This is a genomic window from Xenorhabdus szentirmaii DSM 16338, assembly GCF_002632585.1.
Lineage (GTDB): Bacteria > Pseudomonadota > Gammaproteobacteria > Enterobacterales > Enterobacteriaceae > Xenorhabdus > Xenorhabdus szentirmaii.
The window spans coordinates 256,062-281,678 of the sequence record NZ_NIBV01000003.1 but is presented as its reverse complement, the minus strand read 5'-3'; the positions used below and the strand labels follow the sequence as shown (position 1 = coordinate 281,678).

Here is a 25,617-nt window from a genome sequence, read left to right as displayed (position 1 = left end):
TGAAATTCATACTTTCCTCGCAAAAGGCCTCGCCTGATAAGCCAAGCAGCTTAACTATAAGCTCGTTTTATTCGGGGTCATACAAATGAAGTTCCCGTTACAGTTTTAATATATGCTCGTACGGGCACTCGCAATACCATGTTGTGCTGACTGAGGTAATAAAGGTTGAAAATTATATGGCTGTAATTGAGGCTCAAGAGGTTAAAAATCACACTTTACTAGCCGGATAACAAATCCAAACCGATAAAAATAACCTTTTCTAAGATCTATGAAAGGGGGCGTTTTTCTTTTTTCCCCTATAACTGATTATCCATTGAGCCACCGATGCCTTTCCTCTGATAATTCCACAGACATAAACCGATCAAACAGGAGTTGCTCTTTATGTCTGAGCCTGACGAAAAAACCGCACCGCCAACACCCCGTCGTGCCGGCGCACTGAAATCCGCATTATCCATTGAACTGCATACCCACTACGCCATCCGCCTCTGGGAAGGGCGTAAAAAAGAAGATCTCACCGGCCGCCGTCAATACCCGGATATTATCGGCATGCCACAGGTGATTAAGCGGGCGGGGACGATCAGCATGGATGCGGCTGCTGATAACCCGTATGCCGAGTGTTGGCTGATTAAACTGGAACAGTCATTAGCAACAGCATCGGCCAGTCTTCAGCAGAGTATTGCCACCTTGCAGGAGACGCTGAATGCTTTGCCGGAACACGTTACGTTATCGGCTGTTTCCTCCGTTGAACCGCTGAATATCGGTGTCTACAGCCATTCACCATTGGGTTACCGCTGTGTCTGGCTGCTGATCGGTTATGACCAACTGGCGATGAAAACTTTTCAGGCGTTTCATTACGGTTTTATCTCTCGTTCTGAGCGGGATGCGTTGCTGCATAACGGCAGTCGGGTGATCCGCCAGATTTATGGTCTGGTGCGTTCTTACCGCCCTCTGAAGGTGACCCGTGCGGATATTGAGGAAAAAACACCGGCCGGCCTTGAAGCCATTAAATGGCTGGGCGAGCCGGAGCCTGATATTTTGTCGGGCCGGTTGCGTTCCGGTTTTTCACCGATCCGGCGTGCTGTTGTTCAGGATGCGGGCAGGGGGTGATATGCAGCTTTATCTGTGTGAAAAGCCCTCTCAGGCCCGGGATATCGCCCGCGTGTTAGGTGTGAAGCAGCGTGGGCAGGGATGTCTTTTGAGCCAGAACGTGACCGTAACGTGGGCTATCGGGCATTTACTGGAAATGGCCGCCCCGGAGCACTATGGCGAACAATTCGGCCCGCCGTGGCGGATGGAGCCTCTGCCGGTACTGCCGGCGCAATGGCAATGGACGGTGAAAAAAGAGACCGCTGAGCAGTTTGCGGTGATCAAACAGTTACTGAAACAGGCGGATGAAGTGATCATCGCCACGGATGCCGACCGTGAAGGGGAAGTGATTGCCCGCGAATTGCTGGAATACTGTGGTTTCACCGGACCCGTCAGGCGGCTGTGGCTGTCCGCGCTGGATGAAACCAGTATCCGGCAGGCTCTGGCCGCGTTATTACCGGGGAAACAAACGGAACTGCTCTATCAGGCCGGGCTGGGACGAGTACGCGCTGACTGGCTGACGGGCATCAATCTGACCCGCCTGTATACCCTGAAAGCACAGGCACAGGGATTTGGTGAGGGGGCGGGTACAGACGCCGACACTGGCGCTGGTCGTGAACCGCGATAATGCTATCGGCCGGTTTGAACCCAGGCCTTACTGGCAGGTGATGGCCACATTGCAAAAAGATAATGTGGCTTTTCGGGCTAAGTGGCTGCCCGCCCCCGATGCGTGTGATGAAGAAAAACACTGTATTCGGGAGGATATCGCACATCGTGTGGTTAAAGCCTGCCAACAGACACAACATGCTGTGGTGACGGGACTCATTCGGAAACGGGAGAAAACCCCGCCGCCGCTTTGTTTTGATTTGGGGACACTCCAGCAGGTGGCTTCCCGCCAGTGGGGCATGGGCGCCGGTCAGGTACTGACGATTGCCCAGTCGCTGTATGAAACCCATAAAGCGACCACCTATCCGCGCACGGATTGTGGTTATCTGCCGGTTTCCATGCGGGCAGACATTCCGGCGGTTTTTACCGCGCTGACCCGTACCGACCCGGCGATGAGCGGCATTATCAGCCAACTGGATACCAGCCTGCTTTCCCGTGTCTGGAATGACAGCCAAATCACCGCACACCCTGCCATTATTCCGACCCGCCACACGTTTGATATGACAAAACTGACGGCAGACGAATTAAAACTCTATCAGCTGATCCGCCAGTATTATCTGGCGCAGTTTTTGCCTGCACAGGAAACGGATGTGACCGAGGTGACCCTGAATATCGGCGGACAGGGATTTCAGGCGAAAGGGCGGGTGAGTGTGGCCACGGGCTGGAAGGCGTTGTTTGTGCGTGAACAGGAAGAAAAACAAGAAGAAAAACCGGACGAAAATGCCGTCCTGCCTGCATTGAAAAAAGAGGAAATCTGTCAGGTGAATGGGGTAGAAATACAGCCCCGGCAAACCCGGCCGCCGGCACCTTTTACCGAAGGGACGCTGATTGCCGCCATGAAAAATGCGGCGGCGTTTATTCACGATCCACAGCTGAAAAAAGTGCTGCGGGAGAGTAGCGGGCTGGGCACGGAGGCGACCCGGGCGGGCATCATTGAAGCCCTGTTTAAACGTCAGTTGTTGGTACGAAAAAAGAAAAACCTGCATGCAACACAACTGGCGCAGGAATTGATCGCAGGACTGCCGGATGTCCTGACCCACCCGGGCATGACCGCACTCTGGGAACAGTCACTGGACGACATTGCCCGGGGCTGCGCCACACTGGATAGCTTTATGCAGAAACAGGCGCAATGGCTGACTCATTTAATGGAAAAGGGCAAGGCGCAGCCGATTCAGTTTACCCTGCCGAAAACCCCGGTGTGCCCACGTTGTGGCGGCACGATGCAAAAACGCATGGGGAAAACAACGCCGTTCTGGGGTTGCACCCGCTACCCGGCGTGCAAGGGGATGCTGAATGCCAGCGCGGTGACCGGTTCCCGAAAAAACCGGCGGGGAAATTCGTCGGCATGAAAATAGGGTTATTGATTGATCCCATTAGCGGATGCTTTAAAAATCACGCAGTTTTTAGCCGAAAACTCCCGTAGCCTGAAAGGGAGCGCCTGTTTGCGGTACATCTGCTCACCTTTGGAAGCAGGTATTGCCAGTTCAACGGCAGTGAAGGTTTTTTATTCTTTTATCAGAACGCCAACCACATAGGCGTCTGACGCCCGGCGGGAAAAATCATTCCCGTCAGGGAAGCGGGTTTTCTCCGTCACATCGTATTTTTTTACCTCCATGGAGAACATCGCATGTCTGAGAACACCCCATCTTTAACCAAAAACGATTATTTCAACCTGAATATCAAAGGACTGGGTTATCTGAATAATATCCGCCATGTCAGCACCGCCAGCGGAACGTTCCTGAGCTGTGTGATCAATGCGCTGAACGGGCCGAGTGATAACCCGGTCTATGTGCGTTTTGATATTACCGTGGTCGGCAAGGAAGCAACCAGTCTGGTCGGCCGTTGCCAGAAAGCGGTAGACGAGGACAAAAAAGTGTTGTTGGGCTTTACGTTAAGCAATCCTTCAACGGATATCTTTACCCTGAAACGCGGTGATCATGCGGGTGAACAGCGCGTCAGCCTGAAAGCCCGTCTGATCAAAGTTGACTGGATTAAAATCGGTCAGGAAAAAGTGTATCAGGCTGAACAATCCGATTCGATGCCACCTCAGAACGGCATCACGCAAAAAGAATATGCAGAGAACTCTTTCTGATATTCCTTTGTGATTCCTCTGACCTGCCCTGAGCTTTCAGGGCAGTCCCTTTATGAACAAAGACAACAGGATACCACTATGAATGTTGCACCGATTGGGGTTCTGGCCCTGCAATATTGCCATAAACAATTACCGTTAACCGTTTTGCGCCGCCGTGCAGGGTTTTATATCGGCACGACAGATGAAGGTATTCCCTGCTCCCGTGAATCCGTGGAGTATTTTGCCCGGCGTGAGCAGGCGGAATTTGCCCTGAAACAGGGACAATGGACACAACGTCAGTCAGTTTAACCGATAAGGAAATGGATATGTCTTCACGCGGGATTAACAAAGTGATTTTAGTGGGTTATCTGGGACAGGACCCGGAAATCCGTTACTTGCCCGCCGGTGGTACCGTGGCCACGCTTTCACTGGCCACCTCAGAAAACTGGCGCGATAAACAAACCGGCGAGTTGCGGGAAAAAACGGAGTGGCACCGAGTCGCCATTTTCGGCAAATTAGCCGACATTGCAGCGGAGTATTTGCAGCAAGGGACGCAGGTGTATATCGAAGGTCAGCTGAAAACACGCAAATGGCAGGATAACCAGGGGCAGGATCGCTACTCAACCGAAGTGGTGGTGAATGTGAATGGGTCGATGCAGATGCTGGGAAGTCGTGGGGATTCGAAGCGCGCGGCACCTCAGCAGGCGGAACATAAACCGGCACAGAAGCAACCACCATCTCAACCTGCTAATAAGGAAAGAAAAAATACGCAGCCGATACAGGTTTCAGTTTTACCGGAAGAGGATAAAACCGACTGGGATTCGGAGATCCCCTTTTGACTTATTTTTTGTCTTAGACAAATATGCCCTGTCATAACAGGGCTTATTTTGAATTCCAATATCAATACATAGAAGCCTATTAAAAATATAAAAAATTAATATTTCTTATTAAATTATTCTTATTCAATATATTTTTATTGAAAATAATATCAACATTGAATTATTCACGTAATTAATTGTTTTGTGATTGTGCATATGAGTACTTGGAAAAAAACTTATATCAAAAGTGCAAAGGGGATGGCTTATCAATTTGCATGTAGTAGAGTATGTGATATTTTATTAAATTAGTATATTGCTGAGAATATTTTAAAAGAGATAAACTATGATTATTGCAAGTATTAATGATTTTAAATTACTAAATATAAAGTGTAAAAAATATTTTGATCTTCTATCTAAATCTAGGAGGTTTTATAAAGAACCTGAAAATAATAAAATTAAAGAAAGGTTTGGTTTTTATTTATTTATGCTTGAAAGTTTTTGTAATGAAAAAGACTTGGAGAAAATTAGTGATTTCATAATTGACACTGAATATAACGATTATCTTAGAGGTGAGCGTCATATTGACCATGGAATTGATGCTTTTTATATAGATGAAGAATCTAGAGAAATAATGCTCTTTAATTTCAAATTTAGAGAAAGTTTTAAAACTGATCAAAAGCAAAGTTCGAATGATGCATTTATATCAACTAAGTTAATAAATGCTATTATGAATGAAAATTCTTTTCAGTTAACAGGGAAGTTGAAGGGGTTTGTTGATAAAACGATCGATAAACTTAATGGAAAAGATGTATGGAGATTATGTCTCTATATGGTTAGTAATGAAGCAATTCCAATTGATATTGATGAATCATCAATACAGGAATTAAAAGATTTTTATGATATGGAAGTGGTGCCTATATGTCTTCCCCATATTAAAAGTATGATGTCGATTAGGCCAAGTCCTATAAATGCTGAGTTGATTATTGATAATGATGCCTTAATGTCATACTCAGAAAGCACAATTTCAACATCAAAATCATATATAGTACGTTTAAGTGCCGCTGATATTATTCGAATTACTTGTAAGGATCCTTTGCTTCGAAATGATTATAATTGTGAACGTATTGAGGTGTTAGCTAAAGAAAAGATCGATTATGGAGTTCTATTCGATAATGTACGGGGGTTTGTTCAGCGTTCTAAATATAATGAAGCCATAGCTAAATCACTTAAAGAAGAGCCAAGCAAATTCTTCATGTATAATAATGGGATGACGATTGTTTCTAAGAACATTCGAGCAGATGCAGTAAATGGTGGTAAAAAAGTTCGTATTTCCATTAGTGATTTTCAAGTTTTGAATGGAGGCCAAACTCTGAGAACATTGCATAATTTTAATAGTCAGCATGAAGAAAATATTACAGATTACTTATCTAAGAGTGAGATCCTTGTTAGAATTTTCAACGCGTCAGATAATGAATCGGCTAATAAAATAGCTGAATATACAAACAGTCAAAACTCTATTTCAAACATAGATCTGAAGTCATTAAGCACTTTACAAATTCAAATTGAACAATTATTGGATGAGCATGGTATAATTTACGCTCGTAAGAATGGTGATACCGGCATGGACGATTCAAAAGATTACCGCTACAAAATTAGTATGGAGCAATTTGGACAAATATTGTTTGCTAGGCAAGGGAATCCTGAAAAATCATCTAACCAGAAGCAACATATTTTCGGTAGGTATTACGAAGATATTTTTTCAGAGCAAAATTTCAATATCACCGAAGCACCAGAAATTATAGAAAATTATTTTGAAGTTAAAAGAGAATATGGTAATGCAGGTGATGATGTCCAGAAAATAGAACAAAAGGTTTTTTATATTTTATACATAAAAAAAGAAAAGCCAGAATTTAGTTATCAACAATGTATAAAAGAACTAGAAAGTACATTGTTAGTTTTTGAGCCAAAAAAGAATATAACTGATGCACGTAAATTAATACAGGTCAGTTTCAAGAGTTTTTTAAATGACCGATTAGGTATATAAAATAAGATTAAATTGTTTTTTAATAAGAATAATGTTGGAGGGTTATTTATGTATTAAATCTTATATTGCTCTATAAATTACTTTCATAGAAAATTAGTAACCCTGCAAAAAAAACAGGGTTTTCTAGTTGATTGGAAATGAAAAAATAAACCTATTTAGCTTATTTCTATTTTCAGAGTTATTATTTTTTTTAGCCACTGATCGAAATGTGGGCATTGAGAGCGAATGGTATCTAAGCCAATATCACCAACAATCAGTGGGCCATGTAAGGTTTTATGGTAATTGGGGATGAGAGCTAAAATACGCTTCGATGGGGCCGTTTGCGGACTGTTATTTATATCTTCAGGAGTATCAAATTCTTCTTTGATAGCCTGTAGTGCGGCAATGGGCGCATGGTCATCAAGCCAGTCTGTAAATTTTTCGGGCTGGCAGAATAATAAGGCTTCAAATTCATGTAATAACAGATGGGGAATAAAATTTACCTGTTCGATATCATCAGCAAAAGCCTGTTCTAGCTTTACTACCCGTTTGCTGGCAGCACTATCCCGTTGTTCGTTATAATTGGGGAAATCAGTCGGTAACCCGTAATAGTCTATGAGTGTGGTGACGAATGCACCGGGATCTTGCCGACATAAACGAGTAATTTGGTGTTTGACTTTACCATAGCTTGTGATTCCACCCTTCTGACTGGAACTGGTCTGAGCCAGTATTGGCGTCAGATAGATTTGTTGTGCAAAAAAATAAGGAGCCAGTACATCCCGCACGAAGGTTTCTTCAGTCTGCCCTTCGACAAAAACATTGATGCGGATCATCGCTGTGGCCTCCCGCCAAGTAAGTTTTTCTTCCATAATTCTCCGAGACTATAGTCTTCAAGCCAGTCAGAAAGCATTTCGTTATTCAGGCGCTTAAAGGTGGATGCACCTTGTTGCTTGTCAACAACGATCAAATCGTCAGCATCAAATTGGTTGACCAGCTCAACTGATTGCGTAGATATAATCAATTGATGCTGATTACTGGCATTTTTTATCAAGCCTGCCAACACGTTAATGGCGTAGGGATGGAGTCCGAGTTCAGGCTCATCAATGATAATTGAGCCGGGCATATACTCTTCGGGTTGTAGTAGTACAGTGGTTAATAAAATAAAGCGCAAAGTGCCATCAGATAATTCACTGGCTTTAAAAGGGATATCCTGTTCTTTTTCTGTCCATTCGAGTTGAATGTAGTCAGCATTATCTGGAGTAGGTCGCAGGTAAAAATCACCAAAAAACGGTGCAACCATCTGAAGGGTTTTGATAATGCGCGTGTAATGCTGTGGATGATGTTTTTTCAGCCGATACAGAAATGCTGCTAAATTGGCTCCGTCTTCCCGCAGATAATCATTGTCATTAATGCGGTGGGTTTGTTTAACTCTGGCGCTATCACTTGTATCATGAAAATGGTACACCCGCCAACGGAGCATGGCAGGTAATGCATCATCGTTGATGCCCGTATGATGTTTACTGACCTGAGATTCAAAATGACCTGAGCCGATATCGTAGCCACCTTTGATATTCCCGAAAAGTGATTCATGCCGGAACATCATACGATTGTCATTGGTAGGTTCCAGTTCAAATTTATAGCCATTGTAGCCAAAATAAAGCTCAGAACTCATGTATTCAGTTTTCTTACGGCTAAAATGTAGCAATGTATCAGGGCCGCCCATTTTGCTAACAAAGGACTGTAGACGATGATCAAGTACGATGGCAATTAGGCGAAAAAAACTGATGAAATTAGATTTTCCGGCACCATTAGCCCCAATAAGGACATTCAGACATCCCATTGGTAAATCACATTCAGCAATAGATTTGTAGCCTGTTATCTTGATCCGGCTTAAATGGTCATTATTGGTTACTGGTTTCATAATTTTGCCTTTTCAGCATCATGCGATTTTTGTTTGCCTTATTATACACTTTTCTGGGGGCGGCTTAATGGGTATAACCGCGAGTAATTACACCCGCCACGCTGAGTTTCTCACAAAGAGAATACGCAAATAGGTGTTTTTTTATGCTGTAAATTTGTGTGGAACGCATCATCCAACAATTTTATTTACTTGTTAAACTTACGCGTTCGATTATTGAATTAAATAACGTAATTCGTTAAAGTAAAAAAGCTATCAGCAAAATCTGATAGTGAGGAATCTCAGGCCTCAAAGTTATCCACTGGTAGGAAGTTTCTACCAGTGTGTCTGTACTCGCCCCTTCAATGGCGGTTCAGACAGGGGAGGCTTCGGCCTCACCGGCTGATAACTCCGGTACCTGAGAATCCCTGTCTTGAATCGCCACCACTTAATAATCAAAAGAAGGGGAAGCAGGTATGACTATGACTCACACTCAGAAAGACTGGCACCCAGCCGAAATTATTTGTGCATTACGCAAACGTGGTACAACCCTCGCCGCAGTCTCCCGCGAAGCCGGATTAAGCTCCTCAACCCTTGCCAATACCCTGTCACGCGCCTGGCCAAAAGGGGAATGGATCATTGCAAATACCCTTGAGATCCATCCATCTGAAATTTGGCCAAGTCGTTATTTTGATCAGTCCGGTCAGTTGATTGAACGTACTGCACGTAAGTCGGTTTCAGTAAAAATCGCAGAACAATAAGCGATAAGATTTTTATTTCCTAAAAGGCAGTTTCAGTTGTTGATTGAATAAATCCTGTTATTTCCTGCACATTGAGGCTTTTATTGCCGGGCAGGAATAACAGGAATGAGAATAACCCTATTAATGGGCCTATTGGCCACTATCCTGACGGGGTGTCATTCCCCGTCCAAACAACTTCAATCCCAACCCATCTCCGAACAGGTGATTTCTGCAACGCAGGTCACGCGCAATATTCAGCCTGTTCCTTCTGATATTTATCAACACACGCCGGAAATTATTCGTCATGGCCGATATCTGCTGGTCAGTACCGACCCGACAGCTGCACAGCGTGACCCGCTTTCTCAGTTGATTGAGGTTCGTCTCCCTGCTTCCCAGAAGCCTACGGTGGGTGATGCCCTGCGTGATGTATTGCGCCAGTCGGGCTATACCTTGTGTACACCTGAAAAAATCAATGACATTTTATATCGCCAGCCGCTGCCTTCGGTGCACCACCAGTTCGGCCCTGTTCGGCTGCATACGGCTTTGCAGCTCATGGCAGGCCCGGCCTGGCAACTGGACGTGGATGCGGTACAACGTCAGGTTTGTCACCATTTGCGGCCGGGTTATCAGCTCCCGCAACCCCCACAAGGAAAGCAGCCATGAAAGGGTCTCAAATGGGGCTGATGATGTGGGCAGTATTCGGCAGCCCGGCATGGGCAGATACCCCGTCACCTTTAACGTCACAGCAGACGCAGACGGTGGAAAGCCAAAAGCAAACATTAAAAACACAGGCCGAGCAGTGGGGATTGAAGATGGAGGAATATCAGCGTTATCAGCATCTGATGGTGGGGCCAAGGGGAATTCAATCGCCGGGACTTGATCCGCTGACAACCTTGGGCATTGAGGCTGAAAACGAGGCCGAACGCCGTCGTTATGCTGAGCAGTGGGTCAAAACAGAATTCGCTCGCACCGAAAAAGAACTGCGTTTTCAGCAAGAAGTGAATGCGGCCTGGCAGCGGCTGTTTCCTGATGTTCTGCCCGTTAACATGACGAAAACACGGGAGGTAAGCGGCCGTCTGGCCCTGTTTGTTAAAGTCAAAGATTGCCCGTCATGTGAAACCCGCTTGGCTGAAGTGTTGGCTGCGAAACAACCTGTTGATATCTATCTGGTCGATAGCCAGGGGAATGATGACCTGCTGCGGCAATGGGCCAAAAAACATCAGATCCCCGTTGAGCGGGTACGTAACCGACAAATTACCCTGAATCATGATGCGGGGTATTGGTTCCGGTTTGGCAAGGGTCGGATGCCGGTCTTGTTGCGGCAGGGAGAGCAGGGATGGCAAATCACCTCATGATGAAACCGCTGAACTTATTCCCCGTTGTGGGTTTACTATGGATGACTGTCTGCCATGCCGAACTGAATGTGATTGCCGATTTAGGCGGCAAAGATGCCTCGCCCTTTTATGAAAGCATTAATGCCGAACAACATGATGCGTCTTTACCATCGGCACCGCCTTTTTCGCCCGACGTGGCAGCTGAAGCGGCCATGCTGCCGGTCAGCACACCAGAACTGTCACCGGGGAAAGTTGCCAGCAGGCCACTCCAACTGTCGGGGATCGGGGCACTTTTTCTGATTGGGGATGATCCGGATTCACGTCGGTGGCTAAGTCAGAATGCTGCGCAGCTTAAGAAACTGCATGCCGTGGGACTGGTCGTCAATGTCAGGGAGACGGCGGGGTTACAGTCACTTAGAGCATTAGCGCCAGATTTATTATTATCGCCGGCTTCCGGCACCGAACTGGCTCGTCGGTTGCAGTTGCAACATTATCCGGTGTTAATTACCGACACTCAGCTTTCCCAGCAGTTATCACCATGAGCCGCCGTTATGTGGTTGAAGCCCTGTTACGCCCGGCCGTTGAACTGAATACGGCGCTGGTCGCCGCTGTTGCGGCGTTTGTCTGTATTCGGGCCCCTTGGGCTATCGCATTGGCGCCCTCCGTCAGCTATGTCATGGGCGGCGGTTTTGCCGTACTGGCGATGATACGCACCTGGCAGGGCATTCAGGTTATCCGTTATCGCAGAAACCTGCGCCGCCTGCCGCGTTACCAGATGAGTACCCAACACATTCCTCTCAGTCACAGGCAATTGTTTCTGGGGCGTGGATTTCGCTGGCAGCAGAAGCATACCCAGCGTTTGCAGGATACACGGCGACCGGAAGTGGAACGATTCGTACAACCCTCTCAGGTTTATCAGCTCGCCCGCGAACTGGAGCGTCGAACAGAATACCGTTGGCCAGCTTTATCTGCGCTATTACACAAAGACGCTGCCTGGAATCCGGTACGCCCGCTGCCACCGGTGGGGGGCAATCCGGCTATCCACGGTCTTGAGCCACAGGAAGCGGACGTTTTTATGGACTTGCGCGAACGCGTCGGCCATACGTTGGTGATGGGGACAACCCGTGTAGGAAAAACCCGGCTGGCAGAATTGTTAATAACGCAGGATATCCGGCGCGGTGAGGTGGTGATTGTGTTTGATCCCAAAGGGGATGCCGATTTGTTAAGACGCATCTGGGCAGAGACGCATCGGGCAGGGCGTGGTAATAAACTCTCCCTCTTTCATCTGGGCTGGCCGGAAATCTCTGCCCGTTATAATGCCGTCGGGCGGTTTGGTCGGGTATCCGAAGTGGCTTCCCGTCTGGCGGGGCAGCTCAGCGGTGAAGGTAACAGTGCCGCGTTCCGTGAATTTGCCTGGCGGTTTGTCAATATTGTCGCCCGTGCACTGGTGGCACTGGGGCATCGGCCGGACTACCAGCTGATAACTCGCTACGTCAATAATATCAGTGAACTGTATCAGCGCTATGCGACCAAAGTGATGGAAGACAGGCAACCGGAGTTGCTGGCGCAAATCAATCACTCTCTCAGCAAACTGAAAGAAAAAGACATTCCGCGCAATATGCAGGGACAGCCTGATGCCCTCCGGCTCTGGGCCATGGAAATGACCCTGAGTTCTGAGGCGGGGAAACAGCTCTATGATCCGATTCTAGACGGGCTGCGCTCTGCCGTGCGTTATGACCGCACCTATTTTGACAAAATTGTCGCGTCCTTATTGCCGCTGCTGGAAAAACTGACCACAGGCAAAATTGCGGAACTGTTATCGCCGGATTATCTCAATATGACGGATCTGCGGCCCATCTTTGACTGGGAGCAGGTGATCCGCAAAAACGGCATTGTCTATATCGGGCTGGATGCGCTGTCTGACAGCGATGTAGCTTCAGCTGTGGGCAACAGTATGTTTGCGGATCTGGTCAGTGTCGCGGGGCAGATTTACAAATATGGCATGAATGCCGGATTGCCGGTTCGCCATGACGGGAAACTGGCGATCAACCTGCATTGTGACGAATTCAATGAACTGATGGGGGATGAATTTATTCCGCTGATCAACAAAGGTGGCGGCGCGGGGATGCAGGTGACGGCGTATACCCAAACCTCGTCTGATATCGAAGCCCGTATCGGCAGCCCGGCCAAAACGGCGCAGGTGGTGGGTAACTTCAACACTTTGATTATGTTGCGTGTGCGCGATAACCGGACGGCGGAACTGCTCACCAGTCAGTTACCTGAAGTGGAAATCTACAGCAAGACCCTGGTATCCGGGCATTCGGATATTGCCGATGTTGAACAAGGGCAGGATTTCACTTCTTCCACACAGGACAGGGTAGGCACCGTCAAAACGCCGCTTGTCACGCCCGCTGAAATGATTAATCTGCCGAAAGGGCAGGCGTTTGCGCTGCTGGAAGGCGGACAGCTGTGGAAAATCCGCATGCCTTTGCCCACGGGGGATGACGATGATGCCCTGATGCCGGCCAGTTTGCAGAACATTGCCGAGCAGATGCGCAGGTACTACCGCACCAGTGAAAACTGGTGGGAAGAGAAGGGGTAGTTTCCGGTCATGACACAGTCAGAAAATCAGTCCCGCCAATCTTCCCAACCGCCCCGCAAGCATGGCCTGCTTTATCGTCTGTTATGGGAATGGCCGTGGCAACTCATTGGGTTTATGGTGATGTCCTGGCTATTCAGCCTGTTACTGGAATATCTCGGTATGGCTTTTTTCTGGCCGGAACAGGGTGCCACTCACAGTCAGAATATGATGAAGGCAGAGCTTAACTATCTCTCTTCGGAATTTACCCGAAGCCTGTTGCTGTCAGAACCCTCACAAACCGTTTCGGCAGGGTTGGCGCAAGCCTATCAATGGTTGTTTGTGGACAGTGGTTTTATGAACTGGGTTCAGGGACAATCACAATATCATTTCCATAGCCGCAATGGTTTTATGCGTGAATTCAATGCGGTATTACAGGGTGTATCGGGTCATTTGCAGGAGTATTGTCTGGCGACGGTATTTATCACGATGGTGACGTTGACCCGGATAGCCATTCTGCTGTTATCCGTCCCCTTATTTGTGATGGTGGTGATAGTTGCACTGGTTGACGGGCTGGGACGGAGGGATTTGCGGCGCTACGGGGCAGGGTATGAATCCAGTTTTGTTTACCATCATGTCAAACGGGGGATTAAACCGGCCTGCACGGTTCCCTGTGTACTGTATTTATCGTGGCCGGATGTGGTGTATCCCACGGTGATATTGTTGCCTGCGGCGATAGTGCTGGGTATGGCGGTCGTGATAACAACCTCAATGTTTAAGAAATACCTGTAAGAAGCTGGGCGCTGGAGTGCAAAACGTTTTTTGTTTTGTACTCCAGCGTCAGCAGACAAGCCGCACAGCGGCGCGTCAGTGATTGTTATACGTATCTGAGACTTCTTTTTTTGTCAGTTTAACTTTATCCCGTGTCAGTTGGGTGATATTATTACACTAATATATCCCATTAATTAAATGGTTTTTAATATGAAAGAGTTAGAGTTAATTGCACAAAAACTGATTGCACAAAACGAAGAAGAACAATGCCAGAAAAAGGAAGAAGACAAAGCATTAATCAGTAAACTCGTTGAAATCTATGATCAAAAATATGTTGCTGAGGCACTTCGGGCTATTAGTCATAGCGACTGGACTCGTGAAACACTTAATCGCTGGTTAAATGGTAAAATGGTGCAAAAGCAATTAACTGAACTAGAAGTACAGATGCTTAATAGTTTGTTGCCATCACCGCCTGAACACCATCCGAATTACACTTTTCGTTTTATTGACCTGTTTGCTGGCATTGGTGGGATCAGAAAAGGATTTGAAGACATTGGTGGGCAATGTGTGTTTACCAGCGAATGGAACAAGGATGCGGTCCGTACTTACAAAGCAAACTGGTATTGCGATCCTGAAGAGCATACCTTTAATTCTGATATCAGGGATATAACTTTGAGCTATGATATTTCTGTCAGTGATAAAGAAGCATACCAAAATATAGATCGTGAAATCCCTAATCATGATGTATTACTGGCGGGTTTCCCTTGTCAGCCTTTTTCTCTTGCAGGAGTATCAAAGAAAAATTCATTAGGCCGTGCTCATGGTTTTGAATGTGAAACGCAGGGAACATTGTTTTTTGACGTAGCGCGGATCATTGCTGCCAAAAAACCGGCTATTTTCCTGCTGGAAAATGTGAAAAACCTGAAAAGCCATGATAAAGGGAAAACGTTTCGGGTTATTGTACAGGCTTTGGATGAATTGGGATATTCAGTTGCGGATGTTGAACATACAGGGAAAGATGATCCAAAGATTATTGATGGCCAAAATTTCCTGCCACAACACCGTGAACGTATTGTTTTGGTTGGATTTCGGCGTGATCTTAATATCCACCAGGGATTTACCCTCAGAAATATGAATCAACTTTTTCCTGCGCAAAGACCGGCTCTTAAAGAACTACTGGACAGTAATGTTGATAAAAAATATATCCTTACTCCTGCATTATGGAAATATTTATACAACTACGCGAAAAAACATCAGGCAAAAGGCAATGGCTTTGGTTTTGGTCTGGTTTTCCCTGATAACCCGAATAGCGTTGCCCGCACCTTGTCCGCCCGTTACCATAAAGATGGCTCTGAAATACTTATCGACCGAGGCTGGAACAGAGAGCTTGGAGAGAGGGATTTTGACAATGAAGAAAACCAGAAAAACAGACCAAGAAGGCTGACACCCCGCGAGTGTGCACGTTTGATGGGATTTGAATCACCAGGTGGCACAACTTTCCGCATTCCCGTATCGGATACTCAGGCCTATCGGCAATTTGGCAACTCTGTGATTGTTCCTGCTTTTGCTACTGTGGCTCAGTTATTGGTACCTTATATTGCCAAAGCAATTGCGCTAAAAAACAGCAAAAAAGTGGCATAAGGTCTGATTATGGCTGATGTTCACTCTTCTGTAATTCGTAGCAAAAATATGAAAGCGATACGAAATTGTGACACAGCCATTGAAATAAAGCTGGCAGTGATCCTTGAAGATACTGGCTTTCAGTTTCGGACACAGGTAAAAGAATTACCGGGGAAGCCTGATTTTGTAATCGATGAGTATCGAAAAATCATTTTCACTCATGGGTGTTTCTGGCATCACCATGATTGCTATCTGTTTAAAGTCCCGATGACCAGAACCGAATTTTGGATGAACAAACTTGGGAAGAATGTATTACGGGATAAAGCTATTAATGAGAAGCTCAGGAGTGATGGCTGGCACGTTATGGTTATCTGGGAATGTGCTATAAAAGGCAGATTCAGATTACCCGTTCAGGAATTATCTGAAAGAATAGAAGAGTGGATTTGTGCAGGTAGTGATTCTGTAGAAATTGATACTAAAGGGATACATAATAAAAATGTTTGAGCAGCTATCTGATCATTTCGAAGTCGCAGTTGCAAAATATCTTTCGGCTGTTGATGTTGATCCTAAAAAATCAAATCAACATGAAATTGGTGGATTGGTCAAAGCAGGATTTTCAAGATATCTTCCCGTTTCCGAACAAGGGGAAAAAATATTTTTTAAGGCAACGCTGACTTATATTGTCGGAGAAGATAGCGAACCGATCATCTGTGAAGATCAATTAACGTGGTACGATACCCGTTATAACCAGCCAAACAGATCGGCTGAATATCGTATGTATTATAAAACGAATCCTGTTTCATCTTTGATGAGCGAAGGTGATTTTTTTCTAATTATTAAACGTAATAATGGCGATTTGCTGATTATTATAACTCCCCCGGGATCTTCAGTTGAATTACAGCTGAATACTTTATTTGGGCTGGGTAATATTGGTCATCATTTTTCCCGATCTTCGATAGAGGAAAAATCGCTTATCCTTCCAGTCAGGATGTTATTTGAAGACCTGGGAATAGAACTTGAAGAACCTGAAAGTAAAAATGAAAATTTACTGGAAACATTATTAAAGCACTTTCCGGCTGGTTTTCCTAAGTCAAAAGAATTTTCTTTGCTGGCGAGGGAAATGGCCTCAGGTGAACCAATAAATGAACCCGATAATACACTGATGCTATGGATGGAACAGGAAGAAAAATTATTTAAAACGTATGAACGTTATGAGGTAGCAAAAAAATTATCGCAGGGATTTGGAGAAAACGGGAATGATGTTGATGAATTTATTCATTTCTCATTGAGTGTTCAGAACAGGCGAAAATCGCGTGCTGGTTTTGCCTTTGAAAATCACCTGGATCATCTTTTCTCATTGCATAATCTGCAATTTCAACAGGGTTCTGCCAAAAATATAACAGAGAATAAGTCTAAACCCGATTTTCTTTTTCCATGTTTTTCTGCTTATCACGATAAATCTTTTCCTCAGGAAAAGTTGCGATTGCTTGGTGCAAAAACGACATGTAAAGATCGCTGGAGACAAGTATTGGCTGAAGGAGACCGGGTGGCGCGTAAGCATCTGATAACGATGCAGCCAGGAATAAGTGAACAACAGTTGGCAGAAATGAAGAGTAAATCGCTACAGTTAGTGGTGCCTGAATCTGTTAAGTCACTCTATCCAATATCCTATGCCAATGATTTACAGAATGTTATGGAGTTCATTACTGAAATCAAGGAAATCCAAAGATTAACTCAATGACTTTGCAAATGAAACAGCACTGCATTTATATGTAAATACCTTTTCTCTGAGGTGACCATTCAGGTGGTCACCATGATCCGCACCTGTCATCCTACAATGTGTTATATGTCATATTTTTCTTTGTACCGCTCATGCGACAGCCTATTGAAGATACTCTGACGGTGCATTCACCACCTGCGTCATCCACTCAAACCCGTCACACGCTTTACAGATACGGTTATCCTGCTTCGGGTCAAAATGGTAGTGATGATGCGAAATATCTTCACAATACCCCACAAACGGCTGATCGATACGATGCAGCTGAATAGTTGCCGCTTGCTTTCTGGACGCCGGAAAGAATGCCCCACTGATTTCGGCAAACAGTTCGGTATCATCCTGCTGCCCGTCACAGTGTTCGCAGTGGTTTATCCAGTGCTGTCGGCGCAGTCGCTGGCTGACGGCTTTGCGCAGGCGGTGGTGAAAACCGGGCAGCACGTTACGCACGAGAGAGGGAATATCGGCGATATAAAACAAAAACGCCGGGCTGTCCTGCTCTGTGTAGTCAACTTCCGTGCCGGGTTCATCGCCGTTATCCGCTTCCAGTAGCTGGTGTCCGGCAGGCAGCATAAACGCCGTCACGGTGGTGTGTTCATGACAGTGCGGGCAGGATGTTTGGGTCTGGGCGAGATACCAGTATTCAGCATGCACATTGTAGAACGGCAACCAGTTCATAAATGGCGTCGGGTCAAAACTGTTGTCAATATACCAGATTTGGGCGGCAGCATCCCAGCGTGCACCCAGCTTCCGTGCCTTTTCGTATTCATCATCAGGGACGTTTAAATCAATCCGCAGCATGTGCTTTCCTTCATTCTTAAATCGTTAACCAAATAAATTAGTCAGACTATTTAGCTAATTTTCACCAAAGCATAAAGAGTTTATTACTGATTTGACCTAAAAAACCCCGCATCCTCGGCCTCCTGAAATCCATGATGAGGTGAGTGTTTATGCGCTGTTGCTTTTCCCTGTCCCGTTCTGCCTGTCTGCTGGGGTTGACTGTGTTGTGTATGCCGCTTGCGCAGGCGGCCGAGAAAGACGAACTGGCGAGTGCAAAAAATCTGATTGAGCAGGTACAAATGGCACTGGAACGTGCCTGTATCGTCGCGCACGCTGACACTGCAACCCTGCCGCGTTATCACTTCGATTACCTTCGTATCCGGGCCGATCTCAACACGATCAAAACTGGCATCGATCACTACCTGATGCCCTCCCGTGACCAGCCGGACTATCCCGCGCCGTTATCCGGCCATTACCGTCAGGAACACCAGCAATGACTAATGCCCAACGTAATGCTTTTGAAGTGGCCTCGGGGCACTTTGATATTGGTTTTCTGTCTCTGGTGTGCGTCGGTTTTTTTCTGGCGACGCTGTTTCTCTGGGCCGCCTGGGCCGCAGTGGATGTCTGGAACGGCTGGGCAAATGAAAAAGTGCGTAACCAGACCCTCAGCCAGTTTGCCCTGCGAACCGCCCTCTTACTGGTGGTGACTGTCTGGATGTTTGCCAGCTGAGGCCATGAACACAATGAAAAGGGATAGATTGACGATGAAACACATTTTAACTCGTTGCCGTCGTTTCAGTATGAACCTGATCACCCGAATAAGCTTCGTGCTGTTGTTGTCCGGCCTTTCCGGTGGATCGGCATGGGCTGATTTGCCGGCTATCGAACCGCCAAAAAATGGCGGTGGCGGCGGATTACTGGGACAGGTGAAAGGCTATGCGCAGGATGGCATTGTGATTGGCGGGCTAATCCTCTCGGCCGTCGCATTTTTTAAAGTGGCTTCGGCGGCGGTGGAAACCTTCTCTGAAGTCCGGGACGGCAAAGCCACCTGGACACAGTTTGGATCCATTATCGTGGTCGGCGTGGTACTGCTGGTTGCAGTGATCTGGCTGCTGGCGAAATCGGCTGGCATTATTTTTTAAGGTGACGCTGATGCAGACAATCCCGTTCTTACCCGATCGCTTAAATGCTGAACCGGTTGTATTTCGCGGATTCACCACGCCGGAGATGGGGCTGGCCGCTTTGCTGGGAATGGGGTCGGGGCTGATGCTGAGCCTGCCCCTGATCCCGTTAGCCGGCTGGGTCATGATACCGACAGGTGTACTGGTTATGCCGCTGTTGCTGGTAAGCACAGGCGGGCGCTGGCTGGCTCAGCTTAAGCGCGGCAAGCCGGAACATTATCTCTGGCTGACACTGGAAGAAAAGAAACGCCGGATGGGTATTGGTGATCCGGCGTTGATTATTACGGCTCAGGGCTGGTCATTACGCCGCAGCAGGCCGGTACATCACAACAGGAAAGTGCGATGAGCCGGTTCCGTCATGCGGTGAAAAACCGGGACCAGCATATCCTGACCCTGCGGCTCGCCTGCGGGGTGCTGGTGCTGGTCTTGCTGATCACGCTGGCTGGCTGGATGGCGGCACCGCGCCATCTCACCATCCATAATCCGCCGGACTTACGCAGCGGCAGTACCCGGGCGTGGTGGGAAGTGCCGGCACCGAGTGTCTACAGTTTTGCGTTTTATCTTTTCCAGCAACTGAATGCCTGGCCGAAGAACGGCGCACAGGATTATCCGGCGAAAATTGCGGCCCTGTCGCCTTATCTGACCCCCGCCTGTCAGGATTTTCTGAACAAAGATGCCCGAACCCGTGCCGACAGTGGTGAACTGCTCGATCGGGTGCGGGTGGTGTATGAAATTCCCGGTCGGGGCTATGGGACGCGCAGTGTGACCGTGCGTAACCGGGATAACTGGGTGGTGCGGCTGGATTTGGTGGCTGATGAGTATTATCACGCAGAGCCGGTCAAACGGGCGCTGGTACGCTATCCCCTGAAAGTGGTGCGCTGGGAGGGGGATGCGGAGCGTAACCCCTTTGGTCTGGCGCTGGATTGCTACGACGGGATGCCACAGCGTCTGGAAGCGATGCCGCAACCTGTGGAAGAGAAAAAGGGCGTGTTTCAATGAGAAGATATCTCGCTTATTCAGCCGGTTTCTGGCTGGGGCTGGTTAGCCTTTTGGGGTTCAGCGTAGGGACCAAGGCGGATGAACTGATGAAATGGGAACGCATTCCGTTATCAGTGACGCTGAAAGTCGGTCAGGAGCGGATTATTTTTGCTGACCGGAATATGCGTGTCGGCGTGCCCCCGTCACTCAGTGATAAACTGCGGGTACAAAGTGCCGGTGGGGCGATTTACCTGAAAGCCCGCCAGTCTTTTTCGCCGACCCGTCTGCAATTGCAGGACAGCGAAAACGGCGAAATTATCCTGCTGGATATCCGTACCGCCAAAACGGCTCCGACCGAGCCGGTACGCCTGATTTATTCGGATGAAAAGTCGACTGTGTCAGTCGAAAAATCCCCTTCGCAGAGCCAAGCCAAATTATCGGCACCCGTGCCGGTGTTGTTAACCCGCTATGCCGCGCAGCAGCTGTATGCGCCTTTACGCACCGTCGAGCCGGTCACGGGTATCCGCCCGGTCAGTCTGCATTTGCCCGAATTTATCACCACCCTTTATCCATCAGAGCCGGTAGCGGTTTCCCCGCTGGCAGGCTGGGGCGTGCAAGATGATAGCGTGGTGGCGCTGAAATTGCGCAATACGGCCAAACACGCTATCACGCTTGACCCACGGGGCTTACAGGGGCAGTTTGTCGCGGCGACATTTCAGCATCGCTGGCTGGGTAAAGCAGGTACACCGGAAGATACCACAGTATTGTATCTCGTGATTCGGGGGAAGCCGGATAACGCCTTTATCCCTGAGCCGGTTGCAGTCAAATCGGGAGGCCAGCATGCAGGTTAAGTCCAACCCGCTGGTGAAAATATTAGTACCGGCGGTGCTGGTTATCGGCGGGTTTATCGGCATCAAAAGTTGCCATTCAACAGACAGCTCCGCATCCAATGCGCCCCAAAATACAGTGCTGGCCACGTTGTCACCGGAGGAGTTACAGGCGCTGGGGGTCGGCGGGGATACGCCGGAAGATACCCTGCGAACACTGGTCGGTACTCTCAATAAAGTGCGGGCAGAGCAACAGCGTTTAAGCCGGCAGAATGCCGATATCCTGAAAGAAAATGACCAGTTAAAAAATCAGCGTCACGATGTTGCCGATCAGATAGATGCCGCGGTTGCCACTATCCGGCAGGCCGATGAACAGCGCCAGCGTGAATTACAGGATGAACAGCAGGGATTGCTGGCACAGATGGATTTACTGACCGAGCGGCTGAATGCAACCCCCCTGACTGGGCAGGACAGTCCGATACCGCTTGGGCTGGGCGGTAACCCCTATGCAACCAATGCCGTCAGGGGGCAGGATGAACTTATCTGGATAACCCCAGCGGATGAAAAACCGGCCGATATTCAGGCCATGAGCAACGGCAAAGCCACCGCCGCCTTCCCGACTTCATTTTTAAGTGAACAGTCCGCCGCCGGACAGAACCCACCCCAAAGTGCCTCAGTTCAACATCTATCGTTTAAGGAAGAAAATGACAAACCCGTCTATACCGTGCCGGAAAATGCCACGTTAACCGGCAGTCAGGCGATGACCGCGTTATTAGGTCGGGTGCCGGTCAATGGCACGGTGACTGACCCCTATCCGTTTAAAATCCTTATCGGCAAAGACAACCTGACCGCCAACGGCATTGAGCTGCCGGAGGTGGAAGGGGCGGTGGTGTCCGGTTCGGCCAGTGGGGACTGGACGCTTTCCTGCGTGCGCGGTCAGGTCAATTCCATCACCTTTGTGTTTCAGGATGGCACCGTGCGCACCGTGCCGAGCCGCGGGCAAAAAACCGGTAATATCGGCTGGCTGTCCGATGAAAACGGCATTCCCTGCATCAGTGGAGAGCGTAAATCCAATGCCGGCACTTATCTGCCGACCCTGTTTGCCCTCTCAGCCATGAACTCGGCCGGCGATGCGTTGAACAACAGTCAGCAAACCGCCCAGACCAACGGCACTGGTGGGCTCACCACGGCGTTAACGGGCAATGCCGGGCAGGCAGCACTGGGCAAAGCGCTGTCCGGCGGTATGAAGGACATGAGTGACTGGCTTAAACAGCGTTACAGTCAGACGTTCGATGCAGTTTATGTCCCGCCCGGTGCCCGTGTTGTGGTGCATATCACCCAAAGCCTGGCAATTGATTACGAAACGAAAGGCCGTAAAGTGCGCTACGGTTTCAGTGAATCCGCCCGACAACATCAGGAAGCCTTAGATTAATGGAAACATCTTCTTCTCAATGGCTGTTCAGTGCTGGTCAGCCTTATTGCCTGCGGGTCAATATCACATCACGTTCTGAACCCGTGCCCGTTCAGCTTTACTGGCGCGCTGTGCGTAAAAAAGCACGCCGGTTATATCTCTCTGTGGGTCAGGCATGCTGGGAACTGGGAGACGGTGATGTAACGGTGTTTCGTCTGACGGAAAACCAGTGGCAGGCACAGGTTGCCGGTAATGCTGAAGCGCAGTCTGAACAGTGGGAGACTCTGCCCTTTACCTTATCTGAGCTGGCGGTGCACCCGGAATTTGCCACCTTTACCCCCCTAGGCATAACGGAGCGTGTTGCATGCGAAAAATAAACTGGGGCTGGGTCGTGTGTCTGGCCGGGTTACTGGCCGGCTGTTCGACGTCGAAAGAGACCTTACTGCCTGCCGGGGAGCAGACGGTGCTGGCGATGTGGCAGGGGAACAAGGCGGGGCACAGGGCAACCTCAGCAAGGCAAACGTTGCGCCGGGCATTAACGCCGGCTGAACGGCGCAGGGCACTGAAAGAACCTTATCACTATAGTCGTTCAGCCGCGCAGGAAATCAGCCAGCCATTTCCCCGATTGCCCAATCCCGATATGGTGATGTACATCTATCCCCATCTGGTTGCCGGCAATACGCCGATACCGGGCTACAGCACGGTATTCCCGTTTTACAGCCAGGTACAGTATGCCCTGCCGGGTGAACGCACGGAGGCACAGTAATGGATATCCTCAAGGCACTGAACCGCCCCGGCAAGCTGCATGAGGCGGATGAGGCGGCGATTTACCATGCCAACCCCTCCATCATCGATTACCTGCCCTGGGTGGAATATCTGGAAGACGGGCAATGTTTGTTATTGGATGACGGCATTTCCGTGGGGGCCGTCTACCGCATTGAACCCATCGCCACCGAAGGCCGTCCCGCTGAGCGGTTGATTGAAATCCGGGATCAGCTGGAAGATGCCATTCAGGACAGTCTGGAAGAAGACGATATCTCGCCATGGGTGGTGCAGTTCTTTTGTCAGGATGAAGATGATCCCGCCGCGTATCTCAATACCCTGCGGCACTATGTGAAACCGTGGGCACAAGGCTCGGCCTTTACTGACGCCTTTCTGGCAGAATCAGAACGCCACCTGAGCAGCATTGCCCGGCCGGACGGGATATTTCAGGACAGTTTAATCACCGGTCAGCCATGGCGGGGGCAGCAACGCCAGACCCGCATGGTGGTTTACCGCTGGCTGCCGGCGCAAAAATCTCAGGCCAATAACCTCACCTTATCGCCGGTGGCCGCACTCAATCAGGTCTGTGAACGGCTGGTTTCGTCGCTGGCGTCTGCCGGTGTGATAGCCTGCCGCCAACATGGCGGACAGATCCACCACTGGCTGTTACGTCACTTTAATCCGGCCCCGGATTGGGGAATGGGCAAAGCCGACTTTTATCACACAGCCAGTTATGAAATGCCCTCACAATCGGATCTCCCCGTCAACCATGATTTTGCCGAAAGCCTGTGGTTTACCCCGCCGGTGTCTGATCCCGAGGCAGGCGTCTGGTGGTTTGACCATCTGCCCCATAAAGCCATTCCGGTTGAGCGCCTGCGCCGTCCGCCCGAACCGGGTACACTGACCGGGGAAGTGAAACGGGGCGACAATATCAATGCTCTGATGGATATGATGCCGGAAGGCACCGTGGTAACGCTGACGATTGTGGCGCAGGCACAGGACAGGCTGGAAGAGGACTTTACCCGGCTGGCGAAAAATGCCGTGGGGGAAAATACCGAATCGCTGCGCGTCCGGCAGGATGTGCAGGAAGTCAAAGCGTTGCTGGGGCGACGGCATAAACTGTACCGCAGCGCACTGACCTTTCTGGTGCGAGGCAAAGAGTTGGCTGACCTGAATCATCGGGTGCATCAGTTATCCTCTACCCTGCTGACCGCGGGATTACAGCCTGTCCGGCCCGAATTCAGTGTCTCCCCGCTGAATGCCTGGTTACGGGCACTGCCGATGTGTTTTAACCCGCAGAAAGACAAAAAGCACTGGTACAGCCGTCTGACCTGGGTGCAGCATCTGGCCGGATTATTGCCGGTCACCGGCCGTTCAACCGGCACCGGGCACCCGGGGTTCAGTTTTTTTAACCGGGGCGGGGCGCCATTGACCTTTGATCCGATGAACAAACACGACCGCACCCAGAATGCTCACTTATTGCTGTTTGGCCCGACAGGCGCAGGCAAATCCGCCACCCTGTGTGCCTCACTTATCCAGTTAATGGCCATACATCGGCCGCGCCTGTTTATTGTGGAGGCGGGCAACAGTTTTGGTCTGCTGGCCGATTATTACGAAAGTCTGGGGCTGACCGTCAATAAAATTGGCATCAGACCGGGCTGTGGCGTCAGTCTGGCGCTGTTCGCCGATGCGCATCAGTTGTTGCAACTCAGCCCCAGGCAATTGCGCATTCATGAAATCGATATTCCTGATACGGATGAGCAACCGGAAGAGGAGGGGGATGAACAGCGTGATATCCTGGGGGAAATGGAAATTGCTGCCCGGCTGATGATCACCGGCGGGGAAAAAAGAGAGGAAGAGCGCCTGACCCGCTCTGATCGGGGACTTATCCGTGAAGCCATTATGCAGGCGGCCCAGACCAGCTTTGCGGAGTCCCGCCAGATGGTGGCGTCAGACTTACAAAATGCCCTTTATGCCATCGCCCGTAATCACCAGCAGGATGAGCACGGGCAGCCTTTAATTACTGCACACCGGCGGGCACGGGCAGATGAAATGGCCAGTGCCATGTCGATGTTTACCCAGGGGTTCGAGGGAGAACTGTTTAACCGTCCCGGTACGCCGTGGCCGGAAGTGGATGTCACCCTGATTGATTTAGGCACACTGGCGCGGGAGAACTACTCGGCCCAGATGGCACTGGCAATGGTTTCCTATATGAACGCATCCCGTTTGCAAGACAAAAGTTATTGTGACATTGAAGGTAGATTGCAGCTCTATATTCGGCCTTGTTACAGCTAATACTG

At 48.8% G+C, this 25,617-nt stretch carries 26 protein-coding genes and 2 pseudogenes; 25 read left to right on the top strand and 3 right to left on the bottom strand.

What is annotated here, in order from left to right:
• Positions 1–381: 381 nt before the first annotated feature.
• From Xsze_RS20020 to Xsze_RS19995, 6 genes and pseudogenes are all read left to right on the top strand, one after another.
• Complete coding sequence (locus Xsze_RS20020) at positions 382–1,107, top strand: PFL_4669 family integrating conjugative element protein (protein ID WP_038240198.1); 726 nt, start codon at positions 382–384, stop codon at positions 1,105–1,107.
• A gap of 1 nt (position 1,108) precedes the next feature.
• Positions 1,109–3,101 (top strand): annotated as a pseudogene (locus tag Xsze_RS20015) (DNA topoisomerase III).
• A gap of 278 nt (positions 3,102–3,379) precedes the next feature.
• Positions 3,380–3,844, top strand: coding sequence for an STY4534 family ICE replication protein (locus Xsze_RS20010; protein WP_038240200.1), 465 nt, complete (start codon positions 3,380–3,382; stop codon positions 3,842–3,844).
• 78 nt (positions 3,845–3,922) lie between these two features.
• Positions 3,923–4,132, top strand: a complete 210-nt coding sequence (locus tag Xsze_RS20005; protein ID WP_038240203.1) for a hypothetical protein — start codon at positions 3,923–3,925, stop codon at positions 4,130–4,132.
• A gap of 17 nt (positions 4,133–4,149) precedes the next feature.
• Positions 4,150–4,662: a single-stranded DNA-binding protein gene (ssb, locus tag Xsze_RS20000; protein ID WP_038240205.1), complete on the top strand. Its 513-nt coding sequence runs from the start codon at positions 4,150–4,152 to the stop codon at positions 4,660–4,662.
• A 322-nt stretch (positions 4,663–4,984) separates the two neighbouring features.
• Positions 4,985–6,685 carry an AIPR family protein gene (locus tag Xsze_RS19995; protein WP_038240207.1) on the top strand — a complete coding sequence of 567 codons (1,701 nt, stop codon included), beginning with the start codon at positions 4,985–4,987 and terminating at the stop codon, positions 6,683–6,685.
• 155 nt (positions 6,686–6,840) lie between these two features.
• Here Xsze_RS19995 and Xsze_RS19990 read toward each other — a convergent pair whose 3' ends face one another.
• Entirely contained in the window at positions 6,841–7,533 is a 693-nt protein-coding gene (locus tag Xsze_RS19990) for a DUF4276 family protein (protein WP_244431833.1), read from the bottom strand.
• Positions 7,494–8,585 (bottom strand): AAA family ATPase, encoded by a 1,092-nt coding sequence (locus Xsze_RS19985; RefSeq protein ID WP_038240209.1) that lies wholly within the window; start codon positions 8,583–8,585, stop codon positions 7,494–7,496. Before Xsze_RS19985 ends, Xsze_RS19990 begins: the two co-directional genes overlap by 40 nt.
• A 452-nt stretch (positions 8,586–9,037) precedes the next feature.
• Here Xsze_RS19985 and Xsze_RS19980 point away from each other — a divergent pair, with 452 nt between their 5' ends.
• From Xsze_RS19980 to Xsze_RS19940, 9 genes are all read left to right on the top strand, one after another.
• Entirely contained in the window at positions 9,038–9,322 is a 285-nt protein-coding gene (locus Xsze_RS19980) for a helix-turn-helix domain-containing protein (RefSeq protein WP_038240211.1), read from the top strand.
• Between the two features lie 105 nt (positions 9,323–9,427).
• Complete coding sequence (gene pilL2 / locus Xsze_RS19975; RefSeq protein ID WP_038240213.1) at positions 9,428–9,964, top strand: PFGI-1 class ICE element type IV pilus protein PilL2; 537 nt, start codon at positions 9,428–9,430, stop codon at positions 9,962–9,964.
• Entirely contained in the window at positions 9,961–10,656 is a 696-nt protein-coding gene (locus Xsze_RS19970) for a TIGR03759 family integrating conjugative element protein (protein ID WP_051462473.1), read from the top strand. The genes pilL2 and Xsze_RS19970 overlap by 4 nt, the downstream gene beginning before the upstream one ends.
• Positions 10,638–11,177 (top strand): integrating conjugative element protein, encoded by a 540-nt coding sequence (locus Xsze_RS19965; RefSeq protein WP_038240215.1) that lies wholly within the window; start codon positions 10,638–10,640, stop codon positions 11,175–11,177. Before Xsze_RS19970 ends, Xsze_RS19965 begins: the two co-directional genes overlap by 19 nt.
• The gene (gene traD, locus Xsze_RS19960; RefSeq protein WP_038240217.1) at positions 11,174–13,237 is read left to right on the top strand and encodes a type IV conjugative transfer system coupling protein TraD; all 2,064 of its coding nucleotides are present in this window, start codon (positions 11,174–11,176) and stop codon (positions 13,235–13,237) included. The genes Xsze_RS19965 and traD overlap by 4 nt, the downstream gene beginning before the upstream one ends.
• Positions 13,238–13,246: 9 nt before the next feature.
• A complete protein-coding gene (locus tag Xsze_RS19955) occupies positions 13,247–14,005 on the top strand; it encodes a TIGR03747 family integrating conjugative element membrane protein (RefSeq protein ID WP_038240219.1) in 759 nt (252 codons plus the stop codon).
• A gap of 189 nt (positions 14,006–14,194) precedes the next feature.
• A complete protein-coding gene (locus Xsze_RS19950; RefSeq protein WP_038240253.1) occupies positions 14,195–15,625 on the top strand; it encodes a DNA cytosine methyltransferase in 1,431 nt (476 codons plus the stop codon).
• 9 nt (positions 15,626–15,634) lie between these two features.
• Positions 15,635–16,108, top strand: a complete 474-nt coding sequence (locus Xsze_RS19945) for a very short patch repair endonuclease (protein WP_038240221.1) — start codon at positions 15,635–15,637, stop codon at positions 16,106–16,108.
• Positions 16,101–17,345: a type II restriction endonuclease gene (locus Xsze_RS19940; RefSeq protein WP_038240223.1), complete on the top strand. Its 1,245-nt coding sequence runs from the start codon at positions 16,101–16,103 to the stop codon at positions 17,343–17,345. The genes Xsze_RS19945 and Xsze_RS19940 overlap by 8 nt, the downstream gene beginning before the upstream one ends.
• Positions 17,346–17,486: 141 nt before the next feature.
• Here Xsze_RS19940 and Xsze_RS19935 read toward each other — a convergent pair whose 3' ends face one another.
• Complete coding sequence (locus Xsze_RS19935) at positions 17,487–18,179, bottom strand: DUF5710 domain-containing protein (protein WP_038240226.1); 693 nt, start codon at positions 18,177–18,179, stop codon at positions 17,487–17,489.
• 149 nt (positions 18,180–18,328) lie between these two features.
• Here Xsze_RS19935 and Xsze_RS19930 point away from each other — a divergent pair, with 149 nt between their 5' ends.
• From Xsze_RS19930 to Xsze_RS19885, 10 genes and pseudogenes are all read left to right on the top strand, one after another.
• The gene (locus tag Xsze_RS19930; RefSeq protein ID WP_038240227.1) at positions 18,329–18,655 is read left to right on the top strand and encodes an integrative conjugative element protein, RAQPRD family; all 327 of its coding nucleotides are present in this window, start codon (positions 18,329–18,331) and stop codon (positions 18,653–18,655) included.
• Entirely contained in the window at positions 18,652–18,888 is a 237-nt protein-coding gene (locus tag Xsze_RS19925; protein ID WP_038240230.1) for a TIGR03758 family integrating conjugative element protein, read from the top strand. The genes Xsze_RS19930 and Xsze_RS19925 overlap by 4 nt, the downstream gene beginning before the upstream one ends.
• A gap of 70 nt (positions 18,889–18,958) precedes the next feature.
• Complete coding sequence (locus Xsze_RS19920) at positions 18,959–19,300, top strand: TIGR03745 family integrating conjugative element membrane protein (RefSeq protein ID WP_244431834.1); 342 nt, start codon at positions 18,959–18,961, stop codon at positions 19,298–19,300.
• Positions 19,301–19,310: 10 nt separating this feature from the next.
• On the top strand, positions 19,311–19,685 hold the full coding sequence (locus tag Xsze_RS19915; RefSeq protein WP_038240234.1) for a TIGR03750 family conjugal transfer protein: 375 nt from the start codon (positions 19,311–19,313) through the stop codon (positions 19,683–19,685).
• On the top strand, positions 19,682–20,338 hold the full coding sequence (locus Xsze_RS19910) for a PFL_4703 family integrating conjugative element protein (RefSeq protein ID WP_038240237.1): 657 nt from the start codon (positions 19,682–19,684) through the stop codon (positions 20,336–20,338). Before Xsze_RS19915 ends, Xsze_RS19910 begins: the two co-directional genes overlap by 4 nt.
• Positions 20,335–21,168, top strand: a complete 834-nt coding sequence (locus Xsze_RS19905) for a TIGR03749 family integrating conjugative element protein (RefSeq protein WP_038240239.1) — start codon at positions 20,335–20,337, stop codon at positions 21,166–21,168. The genes Xsze_RS19910 and Xsze_RS19905 overlap by 4 nt, the downstream gene beginning before the upstream one ends.
• Positions 21,158–22,576, top strand: a complete 1,419-nt coding sequence (locus tag Xsze_RS19900; RefSeq protein ID WP_038240241.1) for a TIGR03752 family integrating conjugative element protein — start codon at positions 21,158–21,160, stop codon at positions 22,574–22,576. Before Xsze_RS19905 ends, Xsze_RS19900 begins: the two co-directional genes overlap by 11 nt.
• The gene (locus Xsze_RS19895) at positions 22,576–22,932 is read left to right on the top strand and encodes a hypothetical protein (RefSeq protein WP_038240243.1); all 357 of its coding nucleotides are present in this window, start codon (positions 22,576–22,578) and stop codon (positions 22,930–22,932) included. Before Xsze_RS19900 ends, Xsze_RS19895 begins: the two co-directional genes overlap by 1 nt.
• Positions 22,920–23,321: a TIGR03751 family conjugal transfer lipoprotein gene (locus Xsze_RS19890; protein ID WP_038240246.1), complete on the top strand. Its 402-nt coding sequence runs from the start codon at positions 22,920–22,922 to the stop codon at positions 23,319–23,321. Before Xsze_RS19895 ends, Xsze_RS19890 begins: the two co-directional genes overlap by 13 nt.
• Positions 23,321–25,534: pseudogene (locus tag Xsze_RS19885) on the top strand (conjugative transfer ATPase); the annotation flags it as partial. The gene Xsze_RS19890 and the pseudogene Xsze_RS19885, both read left to right, overlap by 1 nt.
• Positions 25,535–25,617: the final 83 nt, after the last annotated feature.

What these genes read in the sequence shown, in the direction of transcription:
- Xsze_RS20020 (WP_038240198.1), top strand. Translation starts at nt 382, where the DNA reads ATGTCTGAGCCTGACGAAAAAACCGCACCGCCAACACCCCGTCGTGCC.
- Xsze_RS20010 (WP_038240200.1), top strand. Translation starts at nt 3,380, where the DNA reads ATGTCTGAGAACACCCCATCTTTAACCAAAAACGATTATTTCAACCTG.
- Xsze_RS20005 (WP_038240203.1), top strand. Translation starts at nt 3,923, where the DNA reads ATGAATGTTGCACCGATTGGGGTTCTGGCCCTGCAATATTGCCATAAA.
- ssb (WP_038240205.1), top strand. Translation starts at nt 4,150, where the DNA reads ATGTCTTCACGCGGGATTAACAAAGTGATTTTAGTGGGTTATCTGGGA.
- Xsze_RS19995 (WP_038240207.1), top strand. Translation starts at nt 4,985, where the DNA reads ATGATTATTGCAAGTATTAATGATTTTAAATTACTAAATATAAAGTGT.
- Xsze_RS19990 (WP_244431833.1), bottom strand. Translation starts at nt 7,533, where the DNA reads ATGGAAGAAAAACTTACTTGGCGGGAGGCCACAGCGATGATCCGCATC.
- Xsze_RS19985 (WP_038240209.1), bottom strand. Translation starts at nt 8,585, where the DNA reads ATGAAACCAGTAACCAATAATGACCATTTAAGCCGGATCAAGATAACA.
- Xsze_RS19980 (WP_038240211.1), top strand. Translation starts at nt 9,038, where the DNA reads ATGACTATGACTCACACTCAGAAAGACTGGCACCCAGCCGAAATTATT.
- pilL2 (WP_038240213.1), top strand. Translation starts at nt 9,428, where the DNA reads ATGAGAATAACCCTATTAATGGGCCTATTGGCCACTATCCTGACGGGG.
- Xsze_RS19970 (WP_051462473.1), top strand. Translation starts at nt 9,961, where the DNA reads ATGAAAGGGTCTCAAATGGGGCTGATGATGTGGGCAGTATTCGGCAGC.
- Xsze_RS19965 (WP_038240215.1), top strand. Translation starts at nt 10,638, where the DNA reads ATGGCAAATCACCTCATGATGAAACCGCTGAACTTATTCCCCGTTGTG.
- traD (WP_038240217.1), top strand. Translation starts at nt 11,174, where the DNA reads ATGAGCCGCCGTTATGTGGTTGAAGCCCTGTTACGCCCGGCCGTTGAA.
- Xsze_RS19955 (WP_038240219.1), top strand. Translation starts at nt 13,247, where the DNA reads ATGACACAGTCAGAAAATCAGTCCCGCCAATCTTCCCAACCGCCCCGC.
- Xsze_RS19950 (WP_038240253.1), top strand. Translation starts at nt 14,195, where the DNA reads ATGAAAGAGTTAGAGTTAATTGCACAAAAACTGATTGCACAAAACGAA.
- Xsze_RS19945 (WP_038240221.1), top strand. Translation starts at nt 15,635, where the DNA reads ATGGCTGATGTTCACTCTTCTGTAATTCGTAGCAAAAATATGAAAGCG.
- Xsze_RS19940 (WP_038240223.1), top strand. Translation starts at nt 16,101, where the DNA reads ATGTTTGAGCAGCTATCTGATCATTTCGAAGTCGCAGTTGCAAAATAT.
- Xsze_RS19935 (WP_038240226.1), bottom strand. Translation starts at nt 18,179, where the DNA reads ATGCTGCGGATTGATTTAAACGTCCCTGATGATGAATACGAAAAGGCA.
- Xsze_RS19930 (WP_038240227.1), top strand. Translation starts at nt 18,329, where the DNA reads ATGCGCTGTTGCTTTTCCCTGTCCCGTTCTGCCTGTCTGCTGGGGTTG.
- Xsze_RS19925 (WP_038240230.1), top strand. Translation starts at nt 18,652, where the DNA reads ATGACTAATGCCCAACGTAATGCTTTTGAAGTGGCCTCGGGGCACTTT.
- Xsze_RS19920 (WP_244431834.1), top strand. Translation starts at nt 18,959, where the DNA reads ATGAACCTGATCACCCGAATAAGCTTCGTGCTGTTGTTGTCCGGCCTT.
- Xsze_RS19915 (WP_038240234.1), top strand. Translation starts at nt 19,311, where the DNA reads ATGCAGACAATCCCGTTCTTACCCGATCGCTTAAATGCTGAACCGGTT.
- Xsze_RS19910 (WP_038240237.1), top strand. Translation starts at nt 19,682, where the DNA reads ATGAGCCGGTTCCGTCATGCGGTGAAAAACCGGGACCAGCATATCCTG.
- Xsze_RS19905 (WP_038240239.1), top strand. Translation starts at nt 20,335, where the DNA reads ATGAGAAGATATCTCGCTTATTCAGCCGGTTTCTGGCTGGGGCTGGTT.
- Xsze_RS19900 (WP_038240241.1), top strand. Translation starts at nt 21,158, where the DNA reads ATGCAGGTTAAGTCCAACCCGCTGGTGAAAATATTAGTACCGGCGGTG.
- Xsze_RS19895 (WP_038240243.1), top strand. Translation starts at nt 22,576, where the DNA reads ATGGAAACATCTTCTTCTCAATGGCTGTTCAGTGCTGGTCAGCCTTAT.
- Xsze_RS19890 (WP_038240246.1), top strand. Translation starts at nt 22,920, where the DNA reads ATGCGAAAAATAAACTGGGGCTGGGTCGTGTGTCTGGCCGGGTTACTG.